This is a genomic window from Stenotrophomonas sp., from assembly GCF_036662295.1.
Taxonomy (GTDB): Bacteria; Pseudomonadota; Gammaproteobacteria; order Xanthomonadales; family Xanthomonadaceae; genus Stenotrophomonas.
In genome coordinates, this window is record NZ_JAVWXA010000084.1 from 1 (window position 1) to 17552 (window position 17552).

Annotated in this window: 10 protein-coding genes; 6 read left to right on the forward strand and 4 right to left on the reverse strand. The window is 69.2% G+C overall.

Annotated elements, in window-relative coordinates:
• Positions 1 to 261 precede the first annotated feature (261 nt).
• The gene (locus tag RSA25_RS14710) at positions 262 to 2232 is read right to left on the reverse strand and encodes an oligopeptide transporter, OPT family (RefSeq protein ID WP_332809602.1); all 1971 of its coding nucleotides are present in this window, start codon (positions 2230 to 2232) and stop codon (positions 262 to 264) included.
• A 177-nt stretch (positions 2233 to 2409) separates the two neighbouring features.
• Between RSA25_RS14710 and RSA25_RS14715 the strand changes: the two genes are divergently transcribed.
• The 3 genes from RSA25_RS14715 to RSA25_RS14725 all read left to right on the forward strand — a co-directional run bounded on the left by RSA25_RS14715 (position 2410) and on the right by RSA25_RS14725 (position 8441).
• Positions 2410 to 3594: a heparan-alpha-glucosaminide N-acetyltransferase domain-containing protein gene (locus tag RSA25_RS14715; RefSeq protein ID WP_332809603.1), complete on the forward strand. Its 1185-nt coding sequence runs from the start codon at positions 2410 to 2412 to the stop codon at positions 3592 to 3594.
• A gap of 111 nt (positions 3595 to 3705) precedes the next feature.
• Entirely contained in the window at positions 3706 to 5484 is a 1779-nt protein-coding gene (locus tag RSA25_RS14720) for an oligopeptide:H+ symporter (protein ID WP_332809604.1), read from the forward strand.
• A 281-nt stretch (positions 5485 to 5765) separates the two neighbouring features.
• Complete coding sequence (locus RSA25_RS14725; protein WP_332809605.1) at positions 5766 to 8441, forward strand: hypothetical protein; 2676 nt, start codon at positions 5766 to 5768, stop codon at positions 8439 to 8441.
• A gap of 75 nt (positions 8442 to 8516) precedes the next feature.
• Here RSA25_RS14725 and RSA25_RS14730 read toward each other — a convergent pair whose 3' ends face one another.
• The 3 genes from RSA25_RS14730 to RSA25_RS14740 form a co-directional block, all read right to left on the reverse strand.
• Positions 8517 to 10505, reverse strand: a complete 1989-nt coding sequence (locus tag RSA25_RS14730; protein WP_332809606.1) for a prolyl oligopeptidase family serine peptidase — start codon at positions 10503 to 10505, stop codon at positions 8517 to 8519.
• Positions 10506 to 10620: 115 nt separating this feature from the next.
• On the reverse strand, positions 10621 to 12594 hold the full coding sequence (locus RSA25_RS14735) for a S9 family peptidase (protein ID WP_332809607.1): 1974 nt from the start codon (positions 12592 to 12594) through the stop codon (positions 10621 to 10623).
• A gap of 481 nt (positions 12595 to 13075) precedes the next feature.
• Positions 13076 to 13711: a LysE family transporter gene (locus RSA25_RS14740; protein ID WP_332809608.1), complete on the reverse strand. Its 636-nt coding sequence runs from the start codon at positions 13709 to 13711 to the stop codon at positions 13076 to 13078.
• 136 nt (positions 13712 to 13847) lie between these two features.
• Here RSA25_RS14740 and RSA25_RS14745 point away from each other — a divergent pair, with 136 nt between their 5' ends.
• From RSA25_RS14745 to mqo, 3 genes are all read left to right on the forward strand, one after another.
• Entirely contained in the window at positions 13848 to 14753 is a 906-nt protein-coding gene (locus RSA25_RS14745) for a LysR family transcriptional regulator ArgP (protein ID WP_332809609.1), read from the forward strand.
• Positions 14754 to 14847: 94 nt separating this feature from the next.
• Positions 14848 to 15432, forward strand: coding sequence for a hypothetical protein (locus RSA25_RS14750; RefSeq protein WP_332809610.1), 585 nt, complete (start codon positions 14848 to 14850; stop codon positions 15430 to 15432).
• A 150-nt stretch (positions 15433 to 15582) separates the two neighbouring features.
• Positions 15583 to 17280 carry a malate dehydrogenase (quinone) gene (mqo, locus tag RSA25_RS14755; protein ID WP_332809611.1) on the forward strand — a complete coding sequence of 566 codons (1698 nt, stop codon included), beginning with the start codon at positions 15583 to 15585 and terminating at the stop codon, positions 17278 to 17280.
• The last annotated feature ends 272 nt before the right edge of the window (positions 17281 to 17552 follow it).

The window sequence follows — 17552 nt, forward strand, 5'->3', positions numbered from 1 at the left end:
TGGACAGTTGGCCGGTGCGCACCGGAAAAGCCGGTAGTGCCGGCCGCTGGCCGGCTTCCATAACCCACCATGACTCCCAACGACCACCGGCCAACTGTCGGAGGTGGGGGGCGACCTGCCCGGCACTCGCAAGGTTTCATGTGCCGCAACGACAGAAACCCGCAGATCGGCGAAAAAAAACGCCGCGATCCTCAAGGGAACCGCGGCGTTCTCAGCCGTCCAGCACTACCCCGACGCGGGGTGGTCAAGCGGGAGCGGCCTTCAGACCGAGCCCACCGCGCGCTTGCCGGTGCGGTAGATCAGCCAGCCCACCAGGAACAGCACGGCCAGGCCGATCCACTGTGCGCCCGGCAGGTGGAACGGCAGGGCCAGGACGTCGGCGCGGCTGCTGACCACGATCGGGATCGCGATGGCGATGCCCATCAGGGCCTCGCCGGTGATCAGGCCGGCGGCAAACAGCACGCCCGGCTTGTGCACGCGGTCGCGGCCTTCTTCGTCGTCGGCACGCACCTTGTGGAAGCGCTCGACCAGGTAGGCGATCAGGCCGCCCAGGAAGATCGGCACCATCAGCTCCAGCGGCAGGTAGATGCCGATGGCGGCGGCCAGCACCGGCACGCGGAAGCGGGCGTTGCGCGACTTCAGCCAGCTGTCGAAGGCGATGATCGCCGCGCCGACCACCGCACCGATGCCGATGAAGGTCCACGGCAGTTCACCGCCGAACAGGCCCTTGGCCACCGAGGCCATCAGGTTGGCCTGCGGGGCGGCCAGCGCGTTGGGATGCAGGTCGGACTTGACCCCGATGCCGTAGGCGGTGGCCAGCAGGTTCAGCACCGGGGCCATGATCAGCGCACACGAGAACGCGCCGATGCCCAGCATCAGCTGCTGCTTCCACGGGGTGGCGCCGACGATGTAGCCGGCCTTCAGATCCTGCAGGTTGTCGCCACCGACCGCGGCAGCGCAGCACACCACCGCGCCGATCATGATCGCGGCCACCGCGCCCAGCGGCGCCCCGCTCACGCCCACCGGCTTGAGGCCGTCGGCGCCCAGCAGCACCACCAGCACCGCCGAGGCGAACAGGATCGTGGAAATGGTGATGCCCGACACCGGGTTGTTGGACGACCCGATCAGGCCGGCCAGGTAGGCCGAGACCGAGACGAACAGGAAGCCGGCCACGATCATGATCAGGGTCATCGGGATCGAGACGTGCCACTGGCCGACGATGGCCTGGTACAGCGCCAGCAGCGGCAGGGTGAACACCACCAGGGCCACCAGCATCCACTTCATCGGCAGGTCGCGCTCGGTGTGCGCCAGCGCCGGGCCGCTGCTCTTGCGCGCGGCGGCAAAGCCGCTCTTGACGCCGTTGAGCAGCGACTTGCGCAGCGAAATCAGGGTCCACACGCCGCCGATCAGCATCGCGCCCACGCCCAGGTAACGCATCTTCGCGCCCCAGATCGCAAACGCCGCCTCGGTGGACGAGGCCGCCGCGATCGAGGCCGCCAGCGCCGGATCGGTGTTCATGAAGAACGCCTGGTACAGCGGGATGGCGATGTGCCAGGTGAGGATCGAGCCGGACACCACCACGATGCCGACGTTGAGGCCGACGATGTAGCCCACGCCCAGCAGCGCCGGGGACAGATTGGTGCCGATGAAGGCGGTGATCTTGGAGCTGCCCACGTAGGCCGAGGTGGCCCAGGCATCGGGAATCAGGCGCATGCCGCTCTCGGCGGCCAGCTTGACGAAGGCGCCGATCACCGCCGACACGGCCAGGATCTTCAGGCCCGGGCCGGGGTTTTCACCGGCCTTGAGCACTTCGGCCGCAGCCTTGCCTTCGGGGAACGGCAGCGGGTCTTCGACGATCATCGAGCGCCGCAGCGGCACCGAGAACAGCACGCCCAGCAGGCCGCCGAGGCCGGCGATGCCCAGCACCCACCAGTACTTGAAGTCCGGCCAGTAGCCCATGATCACCAGCGCGGGGATGGTGAAGATGACGCCGGCGGCGATCGAGGAGCCGGCCGAAGCGCCGGTCTGCACGATGTTGTTTTCCAGGATGGTGCCGCCGCCGAGCAGGCGCAGCACCCCCATGGAAATGACCGCGGCGGGAATGGCGGTGGCGATGGTCAGGCCTGCGAACAGACCCAGGTAGGCGTTGGCGGCCGAGAGCACCACCGCCAGCACGATGGCAAGCACCACCGCGCGGAAAGTGAGCTGCTTGGGCGCAGCGTCGTTGTTCATGAAAGCCCCTGCTGGCAAAAAATCCCTTTCACGCTAGCGTTCAGGGCACGGCAAGTCCAGTGCGGTTGGTCCCGGAGGCGGCTGGGTAGGACGAGATCATTGGGGCAGCCACCCATGGGGTGGCTCTACCCGCCGCGGTAGGGGTTGCGGATGTTTGGCGCGGACGGCCTTGTTGTTATGTTATATCCTGTCACGCCATCGACCGGTGCTGCCGTGGCCGCCCCCTCCCCCCGCCTGACCTCCATCGACCAGCTGCGCGGCACGGTGATCGTGCTGATGCTGCTCGACCACGTGCGCGAAACCTTCTACATGCACCACCAGGTGCCCGACCCGATGCTGGTGGACCAGACCGAGCCGGCGTTGTTCGTCAGCCGCCTGCTGGCCCACCTGTGCGCGCCGGTGTTCGTGCTGCTGACCGGGCTGTCGGCGTGGCTGTATGCCAGCGGCCAGGCCGACGGGCGTCGCGCGGCCTCGGCGTTCCTGCTCAAGCGCGGGCTGTTCCTGGTGGCGCTGGAGCTGCTGGTGGTCAACTTCGCCTGGACGCTGCAGTTCCCGCCCAGCGTGATCTACCTGCAGGTGATCTGGGCGATCGGGCTGAGCATGATGGCGCTGGCCGGGCTGCTGTGGCTGCCGCGCCCGGCGCTGGCGGTGCTGGCGCTGGGGCTGATCGTCGGGCACAACCTGCTCGATGGCGTGCACGTGCAGGGCGACGGCCCGCTGGCGGTGCTGTGGAAGGTGCTGCACCAGCGTGACTGGATCGAGGTGGGCCAGCATCTGCGGCTGCGCACGTCCTATCCGCTGCTGCCGTGGATCGGGGTGATCGCGCTGGGCTGGGTGATCGGCCCGTGGTTCGCCCGCGGCGGCGATGCGCTGCTGCGCCGGCGCCGGCTGCTGTGGGCCGGGGGCGGCGCGCTGCTCGGCTTCGCGCTGCTGCGCGCGGCCAACGTGTACGGCGACAGCCCGTGGCAGGCGCTGGGCGATGCCGGGCTGACCGCGATGAGCGTGTTCAACGTGACCAAATACCCGCCCTCGCTGCTGTTCCTGCTGCTGACGCTGGGCATCGGGCTGCTGGTGCTGCGGCTCTACGAGCACCCGGCCGTGGCCCGCGCGCTGGCGCCGCTGGCCAACATCGGTGCGGCGCCGATGTTCTTCTACCTGCTGCACCTGTATGTGCTCAAGGCGCTGTACGTGCTGGCCGAAGCACGCTGGGGGCAGACCCACGGCGGGTATTTCGGGGTGGACCACGTGGCCACCCTGTGGGCGATCACCGCGCTGCTGGCGCTGGCCCTGTACTGGCCGACCCGCGCCTTCGCGCGGCTGAAGGCGCGGCGGCGCGATGTGGCCTGGCTGCTTTATTTGTAGCGGCGTCACGACCATGGGGCGTGACCTACCGGGGGAGACCGCCGGGTCCGGCAAGGCCAGGGCGGGGTCGCGCGCCTATACTGCCCGCCTTGCCTGCCTGCCCCGACCCTGATGACCGCAGCCGCCCTGCCCGCTTCGCTTTCCGTGTCGTCCGCCGCGGACGATTTCCTCGGCCACCCCAAGGGCGTCTACGTCTGCTTCTTCACCGAGATGTGGGAGCGGTTCTCGTTCTACGGGATGAAGGCGCTGCTGCTGCTGTATCTCACCAAGTACCACCTGTTCGGCGACAAGGCCGGGCTGGACCTGCTCGGGGCCTACGGCGGGCTGGTGTATTGCATTCCGGTGTTCGGCGGCCTGCTGGCCGACCGCTGGCTGGGCATGCGCAAGGCGGTGGTGTTCGGCGGCGTGCTGCTGGTGCTGGGGCATCTGGGCATGGCCTTCGAGGGCCATGCGGCCACCCGCATCAACGGCGAGATCGTGCGCGATGACGCCGCGCTGGGCATCACCTACCTGTCGCTGGCGCTGATCATCATGGGCGTGGGCTTCCTCAAGCCCAACATCTCCACCATCGTCGGCAAGCTTTACCCGGAAAACGACCCGCGCCGCGACTCGGGCTTCTCGCTGTTCTATGCCGGCATCAACCTGGGCGCGCTGTTCGCCTCGCTGGTGTGCGGGTTCCTCGGCGAAGCCTACGGCTGGAAGTACGGCTTCGGCGCGGCCGGCATCGGCATGGTCGTGGGCCTGGCGATGTTCCTGTGGGGCCAGAAGTACCTGCAGGGCCACGCCGAACCCACCGACACCGCCGCCCTGCGCCAGCGCGTGCTGGGCCTGCGGCGCGAGTGGCTGATCTATGCGGTGGCCGTGCTCGGGGTGGTCCCGGTGGCGGCGCTGATGTGGGCCGCGGCCAACGGCGCGTTCGCCCTCGGCGGTGAAATCAGCCTGGCGTTGATGCTGATGATCGTGGTGTTGGGCGGGGTGCTGCTGTGGTTTGCCTGGTTCACCGGCACCCGCTGCACGCCGGTGCAGCGCCAGCAGATGATCGCGCTGATGGCGCTGATCTTCATGGCGCTGGTGTTCTTCACCCTCTACGAGCAGACCTACGGCTCGTGGGTGACCTTCACCGATCGCCTTCTGACCAAGGACCTGGTGCCGGCGCTGGTGATCCAGGGCGGCACGCCGCTGCCGTGGTCGATCGCCTCGCTGCTGCTGGCGCCGCTGGGCTTCGTGGTGGCCGCGCGGCTGTCCGAGCGCACGCCCGGCTCCACCGCACCGCGCAACCTGTTCGTGGCCATCGTGGCGCTGATGCTGGTGATGCTGGTGCGCGACTGCCTGGTGATCCCGCAGACCGCCGGCTCGCTGACCTATCTGGGCGGCCTGTTCCTGGTGGTGCTGGCACCGCTGTTCGCCATGCTGTGGGCCTGGCTGGACCGCCGCCGCCTGGACCCGTCCAAGCCGCTCAAATCCTCGTTCGGGCTGATCTTCGCCGCGCTGTCGTTCGTGCCGCTGGCGCTGGCCGCCCAGCAGGTGGGCGCCACCGGGCAGATGGCCAGCGTGTGGTGGCTGGTGCTGGCCTACCTGATCCTGGAGATCGGCGAGATGTGCCTGTCGCCGGTGGGCCTGTCGGCGGTGACCCAGCTGGCCGCGCCGCGCGTGGTGAGCCTGATGATGGGCACCTGGTTCCTGGCCACCGCGTTCTCCGAAACGCTGGCCGCGCTGTTCGGCAAGCTGGCCGCGATCGAGGTGCCCGAAGGCCAGGCGATGAACATCGCCAGCGCGGCGGCCAGCTACGAGCACCTGTTCTGGCTGCTGATGTGGATCGGGCTGGGCTGCGCGGCGGTGGCGCTGGCCTGCGCGCCGCTGCTGAAGAAGATGATGCACGGGGTGAAGTGAGCGGCACCCGGCCACGCCGGGCACCGCCTTGGCAGACCACGCGACGGCACCTTCGGGTGCCGTTTTCGTGTGTCGCGCGTGGCTTGGTGCGGGGCACGGATAGCACCTGCACTTAAACAATTTCTAACACCAGACGACCAGTTCACATTCTGGATTTTTCGTACTAGTTGCAGATACATCGCGGGGGGCCGCTGACACCATGCGCCGCGTTCAACCGGTGCCTGGCACCTGTTGCATCCCTTCCCCCCCCGATCTGCACCTGTGTGCCTGGAGAATCCTCGATGCGTCACCCCCTGCCCCTCCGCCATCCGCTGGCGGCCATGATTGCCGTCTCGCTGTGCGTGGCCCCGACCGCCCACGCGCAGACGACCGCCCCGGACTGCGATCCCACCGACACCACTACCTGCGACGCGGCGGACGACACCTCCTCGCGCGGCTTCTCGCCGTGGTGGATCGGCGGCATCGCCGCGCTGGTGGCCGGTGCGGCGGCAGGCGGCGGCGGCGGCGGGGGTGGCGGCGGCCAGGGCGGCGGCGGTGACAACGGCGGCGGCAGCGGCGGTGGCGGCGCCCCGGGGCGCGAAGGCGGCCAGTTCGGCAATCAGCAGTCGCTGGTGGGCAGCGGCGGCCAGGCCAGTTGGGGCCAGGGCCTGACCACGCGCGTGGTGGGCACGGTGCGCAATGACGGCACCCTGGACCTGGCCGCCGGCACCCTGGCGGTGGCCGGCAACGGCCACCTGCACAACCACGGCGTGCTGCGCGTTGCCGAGCGCGGCGGGCTGTTGATCGAGCGCGACGGCGAGATGGACAACCGCGGCCAGTTCGAGCTGCGCGGCCGCCTGGACCTGCAGGCCGATGCGAGTTTCGACAACTACGGCACCGTGCAGGCGCAGGGCGCCACCATCACCCTGGCCGGCGATGCGGACATCGAGAACCTCGGCACGATGGAACTGCGCGACACCCTGGTGACACTGCAGGGCGAGAGCGAGTTCGACAACGGCGAGCGCCTGCGCAACGCCCGCCTGGACGTGCACGGCGGCGGCTTCGTGCTGGGTGGCATGGCCGAATTCGACAACCATGGCAGCGTGACCGCCACCGGCGTGCTCAACCAGAACGCGCTGGTGCATGCCGTCACCGCACGCGTGGGCAATGAGCGCGACGTCATCGAAGCCTTCGACAACCGCGGCAGCATCGCGATGAACACCGACGCCCGCGTGCTCACGCTGGTGGCCGATACGCACGCCAGCACCGGCATCAACCGGCTGGGCGGCACGATCACCAGCCAGGCGCGCCACCAGGCGGCGATGCATGCCGAAGGCAGCGCTGCCACGCTGCTCAACCAGGGCACGCTCACCGTTACCGGCGACAACGCGGTGGCCATGAGCGGTGCGCGCGGGGCCACGCTCATCAACGACGGCACGATCAACCTGGGCACCGCCGGCGGCGCCAACGGCCAGGGCCTGGTGGCGATGCGCTCGGACGGCTCGGCCACGCTCAACAACCGCCGCGGCGGCGTCATCAACATCCATGCCGACCATTCCTTCGCCTTCCAGATGGCCCCGGGCGGCACCGGGCGGCTGATCAACAACGGCCAGGTCAACGTGTATGGCACCGGCAGCGGGCACCACGCCGACGCTGCCACCGGCGCGGCCGACCAGTCCGGCGCGGACCTGGGCTGGCAGGCACCGCGCGGCGTGAGCGGCTACACCGTGGGCACCAATGCCGACGGCAGCGCCGGTCGCCTGGTGCTGCACCAGGGCGGGCACCTGGCCGACGTGGCGGTGGACACCGGCTTCACCCGCGGCACCGCGGCCTCGCAGGTGCGCCTGGAAGGCGTGTTCGTGGGGGCCGACAGTGGCGAGGACAACATCCACAGCGCGTCGGTGGTGTGGCAGGCGCGGGCCGAGCGCGATGCGGCCGGCGACGTGGACGTGGTGATGACCCGCAACGACTACCGCACCCTGGCCGACGCGCCGCTGCAGGGCCTGGCCGGTGCGCTGGAAGCGGGCTATGACAACAACGCGCTGTACCACAGCCTGGAAGTGGCCAATGCGGCCGAGTTCAATGCGGCGCTGTCGCAGTTGTCCGGTGCCGAGGTGATGGCCTCCAGCCTGCGGGTGACGGCCAACGGCGATGCGTTCTGGTCCAGCCTGGCCCGCGCGGTGCCCGCCGAGGGCCACCGGGTGGTGGCGTTCGGCCCGGGCACGGCGGCCGCCCATGGCGTGCAGGGCGTGGGCAGCGGCATGCAGGTGGGCGTGCCCCTGCGCGGCGGCCATCGCCTGCAGTTGACCACCGGCCTGCTCGGCGCGGATGTCACCAGCGACGGTGGGCAGAGCCGCAACCAGTCGCGCTTTGCCGGCGTCGGGTTCGGGCAGGCGCTGGGCAGCTTCGACCTGCAGCACACGCTGGGCAATGAATGGCACCAGCTGGAAGGGCAGCGCCAGCTGCGCTGGGGCAGCGTGCAGCACAGCGCGCACAGCCGCCGTGCGTTGTCGCGCACGCGGGTGGGCAGCATGCTCAGCCGCGAGCTGGTGGCCGGCGGGTTGCGCTGGCAGCCGCGCGTGGGCGCACACGCCTTCCACAGCCGGGAAGCGGCCTTCCATGAGTACGGCGCCGATGCGCTGGGGCTGTCGGTCGGCGCCGGCACGCGCCAGGGCGTGCAATGGGAGGTGGGCACGGCGATGCAGGGCCGGCTGGGCCAGCGCTGGACGGTCCGCGCCGATGCGGCGTTGATCGGCTCGCTGGCCTACCGCGCCAGTGACCGCCTGGCCACGCTGCACGGTGCCCAGGACCACGCCTTCGCCCTGCCCGGTGCCGCGCCGTCCGGGCTGGACCATCGCCTCATGCTGGGCGCCGACTATCGGCACAACCGGCTGGCCTTGGGCGCCTCGCTGATGGCCGAGCGGTTGCTGGGCAAGGCCGACCGCCAGGCCCAGCTGCACGCCCACTACGGGTTCTGATGCACCGCGGCGGCGCGCGCGCCGCCACACCCTGCCGCCCAGGCCACGCATTGCCGTGGCCTGGGCGTCTGTGCGTCAGGGCGCCTTGCGCGCCTCGGCCGGGGCCGGCGCACTGGCCAGTTGTCCGCCCAGGCTGCGCGACAGGAAGGCCAGCAGGCGTCGATACAGTTCCCGCTGGTGGTCGCGTGCGTAGAAGCCGTGGCCTTCGCTGAAGTAGTACAGGCTTTCCACCGGGGTGCCGGCGCGCTTGAGCGCCGCTTCCAGGCGCCGGCTGTGCACCATCGGCGCGCGCGTGTCCTGGCCGCCGGCAGCCAGGAACACCGGGACGCGGATCTGCGCGGCCAGCGCCAGCGGCGAGCGTGCCGCCAGTTGCTCCGGCGTGCCCAGCCACTCGCTCAGGTACGTCCGCCCGGAGGCGCCGCGCCGGATGTCGCCACGCCGGTACATCATCGGCAGGTCGTAGATGCCCACGTAACCGGCCGCGCACTGGTACAGCCCGGGCTCGCGTGCGGCTCCCATCATGGCCGCGTAGGCACCGTAGCTGGCGCCATAGATGCAGATCCGCGCCTTGTCGGCCACGCCCTGCGCGATGGCCCAGCGGGTGGCGTCGGTGACGTCGTCCTGCATCGCCGCCCCCCATTGCTGCCGGCCCGCCTCGGTATGGGCGCGGCCATAGTTGGCCGACCCCCGGAAGTTGACCTGCAGCACCGCATACCCGGCGGCGGCGAGCAGCTGGGCCTCCGCATCGTAGCGGCCGCTGTCGAACAGGCCGAACGGCCCGCCATGCGGCATCACCACCATCGGCAGGTTGCGACCGTCGCTGCCGTGCGGCACGGTGAGGAACCCGTGCAGCGGCAAGCCATCGCGCGCGGACAGCGCGATCGGGCGCACCTGTGCGCTGCGGGCCGGGTCGATCCATTCGCTGCGGCTGGCCAGGTGCCGGGCGACGCGGGTGGTGGTGTCGTAGAGGTAGAAATCGCCGGGGTTGCTGCCCGACCAGGTGTTCACCACCACCGCGCGCCCATCGCGCGTGCTGGAGGTGACATGCACCGGCCCCTCCAGCGCGGCCTGCAGCGTGCGGTACAGGCGCGCCGTGCTGGAGGTGTCATCGAAAAACCGCGCGCGTGGCACATCGCCCAGGAACAGGGCACCGACCGGCACGCGCGTGCCCGGCTGGAAGATCACCCGGCCCGGGTCCACCACCGCATCGCGCAGCACGGTGCGGCGCTCGTCGGTCTGCGGGTTCCAGCTGATGATCGCATCCGGCCCGGTGGGCTGCTCGGCCCACAGGTAGGCCAGCTGGTTGTCGGCCGAAAACCCGATGGGCAGTTCGATGCGCTGGCTGGCCGACTGATCGTTGACCAGCGTCCAGTCGGCGGCACCGTCGGCGCGGTAGTACAGTTTGTCCACGTTGTCGGCACCGGCACCGCGTGCGAAGCGCACCGTGCCGCTGTTGTCGGTGGTGAAGCTGGCCCCAGCCACCGGCGATTGGACCACCAGCTCGCGCTTGCCGGTCACCACGTCGATGCGTTCGATCCGGGTAAACGCGCTGCCGATGACCGGGGTCACCGCCACCAGCGCATGGCGGTCATCGGCGGCCAGCTCGTCGGTGAGGAAGGCGACCACCAGCCCGCTCCGTTCCGGGCCGTCGGCCGTGGCCACCTGCTGGCGGCGGGCGCGGTAGCCGATCAGCAGTTCGCCGGCCTTGCCGTCCGCATCGATGGCGTACAGCTCGCCGGTGGCCATCGGCTCCTCCAGGCGGCCGAGCTTCTCGCCCAGCCCCACCAGCACCCGCTCGTTGCTGACCCAGTCCACGTTGATCGCGTGGTTGTTGCGCGGTGGCCGGAAGCTGCCGACCAGCTTCATGTCCTGGCTGCCGAGGATCGCCACCGCGGTGGAATCCTCCAGCGGAATGGTGGCCGCCAGGTAGCGGCCGTCCGGTGACAGCTGCAGGTCGTCGAAGGCCTCGTCGCGCAGGAAGGCCTCCAGGTCCACCGCACCGGCGGCGCCGGGCAGGCAGGCAACGGCCACGCACAGCCGCATGATCCATACACGAGCGTGCATTGTTGATCTCCTTGGTGGTGCGGGCCCCCTGCCCGCGCCGGACGACACGCACCGCGCCGTACCCCGCTGCCGTCACCGTGCGGTGCAGGCAACGGGGGGCGCGCCCGACGGCCGGTCAGGGCTGTGCGGGTGCCGCGGCCTTGGCGGTCTCACCGCCCAGATTGGCCGACAGGAACGCCAGCAGCTTGCCGTAGTACTCGCGGCGGTGCGGGTCGGTGTAGAACCCGTGGCCTTCGCTGGCGTAGTACAGCGACTGGACCGGCACGCCGGCCTTCTTCAAGGCCTCTTCCATGCGCTTGGTGTGCTTGATCGGGGCGCGTTCGTCCTCGCCACCGGCGGCCAGGAACACCGGCACCTTGATCTGCGCCGCCAGGTTGACCGGTGACACCGCCGCCAGGGCCTGCGGATCGCCCAGCCAGTCCTTGAGGTAGGTCTCACCGGATCCGCTGCGCTGGATGTCGCCGGCGGTGAACATCATGGGCAGGTCGTAGACGCCCACGTAGCCGGCGGCGCACTTGTACAGCGCACCCTCCTTGGCGGCGCCCATCAGCGCCGCGTAGGCACCGTAGCTGGCGCCGTAGATGCAGATCTTCGCGGGATCGGCATGGCCCTGGGCGATCGCCCAGCGGGTGGCGTCGGTGACGTCATCCTGCATGGTCCCGCCCCACTGCCGCGCGCCGGCGGCCTCGAACGCGCGCCCGTAGTTGCCCGAGCCACGGAAGTTGACCTGCAGCACGGCATAGCCGGCGGCGGCGAGCAGCTGGGTTTCGGCGCTGTAGCTGCCGTCGTCGAAGACGCCATACGGCCCGCCGTGCGGCATGACCACCATCGGCAGGCGGCTGCCGGCACGGCCGGCGGGCACGGTCAAGAAGCCGCTGAGGTCCAGGCCATCGCGGGCCTTGACCGCCACGGGCAACACGGTGGCCGCCTTGGCCGGCTCGACCCAACTGCTGCGGCTGATCACATGGTCGGCGTGCTTGGTATCGGTGTTGAAGATGTAGAAGTCGCCGGGGTTCTGCCCCGACCAGGCTTCGATCATGAGCTGCTTGCCATCCTTGGTGCTGGAGGTGACAAACACGGCGTCGCCGCCGAAGGCCGCTTCCAGGCTGCGGTAGAGGCGCGCGTCGGCGGAGGTTTCGTCGAAGAAGCGGGTGTGCGGCTTGTCGCCGAGGAACAGGGCACCGACGGGGACGGCGGTGCCGGGGCGGCGGATGATGCGGCTGGGATCGACCTTGGGATCGCGCAGGAGCTGGGTACGCTTGCCGGTGACCGGGTCCCAGGACACGATCGCGGTGGGGCCGCTGGCCTGCTCGGAAAGGAAGTAGGCCAGGCTGCCGTCGGCGGAGAAGCCGATGGCCTGTTCGATGCGGCCGTTGACGGCTTCATCGTTGACCAGCTTCCAGTTGTCGCCGGTGCCCTGGCGGTAGTAGAGCTTGTTGATGTTGTCGGTGCCGGCGCCATGGGCGAAGCGGACCTGTCCGTTGGCATCGGCGAGGAACCTGGCACGGCGGACGGGCGACAGCGCGACGGTCTGGCGGCGGCCGCTCTGGACGTCGAGGCGGTCGACGCGGGTGAAGGGATCGTCCTTGAACGGCCAGATGGAGACGAGGACGTTGCGGTCGTCCTGGGGCAGGTCGTCGAACATGTAGGCGGCGACGGCCTCGACCTTCTTGGGCTGGATGCGGGTGCCGGGGCCGTTGCTTTCGACGCGGTAGCCGACGAGGAGCTCGCCGCGACCGCCATCGGCGTTGATGGCGAACAGTTCGCCGGTCATGCGCGGGCGGTCGAGGGCGCCGATTTTTTCGGCGAGGCCGATGAGGACGCGATTGCCGTTGACCCAGTTGAAGTCGTTGGCGTGGTTTTTGGGCGGGGGCACGAAGGAGCCGACGACCTGGCTGTCGGAGCGGCGAAGGATGGCCAGGGCGGTGCGGTCTTCCATGGGAACGGTGGCGGCGAGGTAATTGCCGTCGGGGGAGATCTTGATGTCGGCGAAATCATCGCGCTTGAGATACCGCTCCAGATCCACCGCGCTGGCCTGTCCGGCCAACGCCCCCCACACGACCAACGCGACCCAAGCTGACTTGCGCATCCTTCTCCCCCTGTCTTCCGGACACCCTGTCCGGGTGCCCGATTCTAGACGGAAGCCTGACGTGGGAACCAGAGGGGTCGCCGAGGGGGCGTTGTCGGTATTTCCCGACGGCTGGGGTGGGCGTTTGTCTGTTGTCGGTGCGTGCTTTCTGGCGTTCTTTCTGGAACGGTTGGGTGGTTGAACGTCAACAGCTCGCGAGTGCCGGGCCTCACATGTGAGCGCGGGTACGCACCGAAAACGCCGGTAGTGCCGGCCGCTGGCCGGCATCCCACAGCCCCCCGTTGTCCCCAACGACCACCGACCAAGGCCCAGTGCTGCAGTTGGTGCTCTCCTGCCGGCCACCGACCCACCCCGCGCGACCAAGCCGGCGCTCGCACAGCTCCCTGCTCAAAAGCCGCATCACCAAGCCACGCACCAGAGAAACAAACAAAAAAAATGGCACCGCGAGCGGTGCCATCCAGGTATGCATCGAGGAGAGAGTTCAATGCATGCCGCGGAACGCGAGGGTGAGCGCGAGGATCGACAGGATCACGGCGATCGTGCCGTCGAGGATGCGCCAGGTCTTGGGGCGGGTGAACAACGGCGCCAGCAGGCGGGCACCCAGGCCCTGCGCCGTCAGCCACAGGCAGCTGGCGGTGAACACGCCGGCGGCGAAGGCCATGCGCGCGTTGCCGAAGTTTTCGGCAATGCCCCCGATGACCATCATGTCCAGCCAGAAATGCGGGTTGATCAGCGAGAAACCGACCGCCGACATCAGCACCGCACGGCGCGAGGTGCTGTCGCCGTCCTCCACGTGCATGCCACCGCCACCGGCCAGTGCGCGCCGCGCGGACTGCCAGGCATACCAGGCCAGGAACGCCACGCCGCCCCACAGCACCACCGTGGTCAGCCACGGCAGCGCCTGCGTCAGCGTGCGCAGGCCGGCCACGCTGGCGAAGATGAAGATGCCATCGATCGCCGCGCAGGTCGCCACGACCGGCACGATGTGCTTGCGCAGGATGCCCTGGCGCAGGATGAAGGCGCTCTGCGCACCGACCACCGCAAACAGGCCGATGCCGGTCGCGGCACCACTGAACCACGCGGCCAGACCGGGGCCGCCGGAGATGAGGGAGAACATGGGGTATCGCCTTGTCGTACTTCAGGGGGGCGGTGCCTCGCCAAGGCGTACAGCACCGGATGGCGCATATTGTCGCGCCGCAACATGAAAAAGTAGAGCTAAACTTACTTAACCCACATTAGCGAGACTTAAGGCCATGCGGATCGACCATGCCCAGCTGCGGGCCCTGGCGGCGGTGGTGCGCGAAGGCAGCTTCGAGCGGGCCGCGCAGTCGCTCAACGTCACCGCCTCGGCGGTGTCCCAGCGCATCAAGGCACTGGAAGACCGGGTCGGCCGGCTGCTGGTCAAGCGCGCCTCGCCGGCGGTGGCCACCCCCGAGGGCCAGGTGCTGGTGCAGCTGGCCGAGCAGACCGCGTTGCTGGAGCACGACGCGCTGCACCGCATGGGCATCGCCGACGAAGACCTGCCCCATGCCAGCATCCCGGTGGCGGTCAACCATGACAGCCTGGAGACCTGGTTCCCCGAGGCGGCGCGCAGTTTTGCGCACCAGACCGGCACCACCCTGGACCTGCGCCTGGAGGACCAGGACCACACCGTGGCCCTGCTGCGCCAGGGCGCGGTGCTGGGGGCGGTGACCACGCTGGACGAGCCGGTGCAGGGCTGCCAGATCCATGCGCTGGGCAGCATCCGCTATGCGGCCACCTGCACCCCGGCCTTCCACGAGAAGCACTTCGGCAAGGGCGTCAACGCACAGTCGCTGGCGCAGGCACCGGTACTGGTGTTCAACCGCAAGGACGACATGCAGGCCCGCTTCGCACGGCGCCTGGCCGGCGACGACCTGCCGTTGACCGCGCCCACCTGGTGGATTCCCTCCACCCGCGCGTTCGTGCAGGCCAACCTGGGCGGGCTGGGCTGGACCATGAACCCGCTGCCCCTGGTGCGCCGGCACCTGGAGGCCGGGCGACTGGTGATGATGAAGCAGCGCGCGTGGGAGGACGTGCCGCTGTACTGGCAGCACTGGAAGGGCGATGTGCAGACCATGGCGCTGCTGACCCGCGCGGTGCTGGATGCCTCGGCCACGCTGGTGCGCCGGAAGCGGTGAGCCAGGCCGGCGGCCTACCGGCTGCCGCGGCGGCGTACACGGGGCGCTGATCCGGGGCGGCGCAGCATCGGCGCAGGCCAACGGAGGGGCGTCGATGGAAACCGATCCGGTCTACCTGCATATCCGCGTGGTCCTCAGCATCATCCTGGGCCTGAGCATCACCACCCTGCTGCGCGGCCTGGCCTCGATCATCGAGCACCCCGAACGGCGCGGCTGGTCATGGGTGCACGTGTGCTGGGTGCTGTGGGCGCTGATTTCGGTGGTGACCTTCTGGTGGTGGGAGTTCCGGCTGGGCGGCGTGCGCCAGTGGACGTTCGGGCTGTACCTGTTCGTGATCACCTACTGCGCGGCCTGGTTCATGCTCTGTGTGCTGCTGTTCCCCGACGACCTGCGCGGCTTTGGCAGCTACGAGACCTACCTGCTGCAGCGGCGCGGCTGGTTCTTCGGGATGCTGGCCGTGCTCACCCTGCTGGACCTGGGCGACACCGCGATCAAGGGCCACAGCCGCTGGCAGATGCTGGGCGCGGCCTACCCGGTGCACACCCTGCTGATGCTGGGCATGGCCGCGCTGGGGGCGGCCTGCCGGCAGCGCGCGGTGCAGCTGGGGCTGGCGGTGGTGGCACTGCTGTACCAGGCCGGGTACTTCCTGCTGGAGTACTTCACCCTGGCCAGCGATTGAGGGCGGGCCGCCAAGACGGATGCTGCGTTGCACCAAAACAACGGCAAAAGGCGATAAAATCGCCAGCAAGAGCCGTCAACCCCTTGTTTCTTCACGCCTGTTCCCCACGGCGTCGGCATCCTGTTCACATCTCCCCCTCCCGAGATCCCCATGAAAAAATTTGCCAAGGTCGTCCTCGGCCTGCTCGTGCTGTTGCTGCTGGCAGCGGCGATATTCCTTTACTGGCCACTGCACCAGCGCGCGGTGCCGGCGGCAGGCAACGACAAGCCGGTGGATGTCGTGCTGGTCGGTGGCGGCATCATGAGCATCACCCTGGCCACGTTCCTGCAGGAGCTGCAGCCGGACTGGAACATCCAGTTGTACGAACGCCTGGACGGCGTGGCGCTGGAGAGTTCGGACGGCTGGAACAACGCCGGCACCGGGCACTCGGCCTTCGCCGAGCTGAACTACACCCCCGAGCTGCCCGACGGCAGCATCGAGACCAAGCGGGCGGTGGGCATCGCCGAGCAGTTCGAGATCTCGCGCCAGTTCTGGTCGCACCAGGTGCGCGAAGGCCGCCTGAGCCAGCCTTCGGACTTCATCAACCCCACCCCGCACATGAGCTTTGTGTGGGGCGATGAGAACATCGCCTACCTGCACAAGCGCCAGCAGGCGCTGGTCAAGAACCCGCTGTTCTATGGCATGCAGTACTCCGAGGACGCCGCGCAGATCACGCAGTGGGCGCCGCTGCTGATGGAAGGGCGCGACCCGAAGCAGAAGGTGGCCGCCACCTGGATGCCGCTGGGCACGGACGTGAACTTCGGGGTGATCACCCGCCAGCTGACCGCCGGCCTGCAGCGCAGCCCCAACTTCCAGCTGCACCTGCGCCATGAAGTGGGTGCGCTGCGCCAGAACGAGGACAAGAGCTGGAACGTGACGGTGAAGGACCTCAAGTCGGGGAAGGAATCCACGATCAAGTCGCGGTTTGTGTTCATCGGTGCCGGTGGTGCGGCGCTGAAGCTGCTGCAGCTGTCGGGCATCCCCGAATCGAAGAACTACGCCGGGTTCCCGGTGGGCGGGCAGTTCCTGGCCTTCCAGGCGCCGGCGATCGCCGGGCGCCATGCGGTGAAGGCCTATGGCATGGCCGAAACGGGTTCGCCGCCGATGTCGGTGCCGCACCTGGACGCGCGCAAGCTGGACGGCAAGCCGGTGGTGCTGTTCGGGCCGTTCGCGCTGTACAGCACCAGGTTCCTCAAGCATGGCTCGTGGTTCGACCTGTATTCGTCGGTGAACCACAACAACGTGGCCGGGATGCTGGACGTGGGCATGGAAAACCTGGACCTGGTGAAGTACCTGATGGGCCAGGCGCGGCTGGATGACGCCGACCGCCAGGCGGAGCTGGTGAAGTATTTCCCGAACGCCAAGCGCGAGGACTGGAGGCTGGTGACGGCCGGGCAGCGCGTGCAGATCATCAAGCGCGACCCGGAAAAGGGCCCGATCCTGCAGTTCGGGACGGAGATCGTGACCGACAAGGACCACACGCTGGCCGCGCTGCTGGGGGCATCGCCGGGGGCGTCGACGTCGCCGCCGATCATGCTGGACCTGCTGAAGAAGGCCTTCCCGGCGCAGATGGCGGCAGGCTGGGAAGCGCAGCTGAAGCAGATCGTGCCGTCGTATGGCCGCAAGCTCAACGAAAGCCCGGCGCTGACCAACGAGATCCGTCGGCAGACCAGCGAGACGCTGAAGCTGCCCTACCTGGACGTGCCGGTGGAGAACGCGACGACGCCGGCGGTAATGCTGACCCCGCCGCCGGCCAACGCGCCGGCCGAGCGCAAGCGCAACGCGAACGAGGAGCTGCAGGCGCTGTAAGCCCTGCTGCCGGCGGCGCGGTACTCCGGATCCGGCCCCTTCGGGGGTCGGATTTTTTTTGGTTTATTGCCTTGCTGCTGGGTTTTCGCTGAGGCGCTTGCAAGGCGTGAATCCGTGCGAGTGCCGGCTTGAAACTTCGCGAGTGCCGGCGCCATCGCGCGGGGCGGGGATGTGCGGGTTCGCGGGACACGCTGCAAGTCCCGCTCCGCGGCCCGTACCAGCCGCTGGCGGCTGTGCGTTCAGTCGCATGCGAGGCAATGCCTCGCAAGCCA

Bases quoted from the DNA above. Each gene is read 5' to 3' on its own strand.
- RSA25_RS14715 (WP_332809603.1), top strand. From the start codon at position 2,410: ATGTTATATCCTGTCACGCCATCGACCGGTGCTGCCGTGGCCGCCCCC.
- RSA25_RS14750 (WP_332809610.1), top strand. From the start codon at position 14,848: ATGGAAACCGATCCGGTCTACCTGCATATCCGCGTGGTCCTCAGCATC.
- RSA25_RS14720 (WP_332809604.1), top strand. From the start codon at position 3,706: ATGACCGCAGCCGCCCTGCCCGCTTCGCTTTCCGTGTCGTCCGCCGCG.
- mqo (WP_332809611.1), top strand. From the start codon at position 15,583: ATGAAAAAATTTGCCAAGGTCGTCCTCGGCCTGCTCGTGCTGTTGCTG.
- RSA25_RS14725 (WP_332809605.1), top strand. From the start codon at position 5,766: ATGCGTCACCCCCTGCCCCTCCGCCATCCGCTGGCGGCCATGATTGCC.
- RSA25_RS14745 (WP_332809609.1), top strand. From the start codon at position 13,848: ATGCGGATCGACCATGCCCAGCTGCGGGCCCTGGCGGCGGTGGTGCGC.
- RSA25_RS14730 (WP_332809606.1), bottom strand. From the start codon at position 10,505: ATGCACGCTCGTGTATGGATCATGCGGCTGTGCGTGGCCGTTGCCTGC.
- RSA25_RS14710 (WP_332809602.1), bottom strand. From the start codon at position 2,232: ATGAACAACGACGCTGCGCCCAAGCAGCTCACTTTCCGCGCGGTGGTG.
- RSA25_RS14740 (WP_332809608.1), bottom strand. From the start codon at position 13,711: ATGTTCTCCCTCATCTCCGGCGGCCCCGGTCTGGCCGCGTGGTTCAGT.
- RSA25_RS14735 (WP_332809607.1), bottom strand. From the start codon at position 12,594: ATGCGCAAGTCAGCTTGGGTCGCGTTGGTCGTGTGGGGGGCGTTGGCC.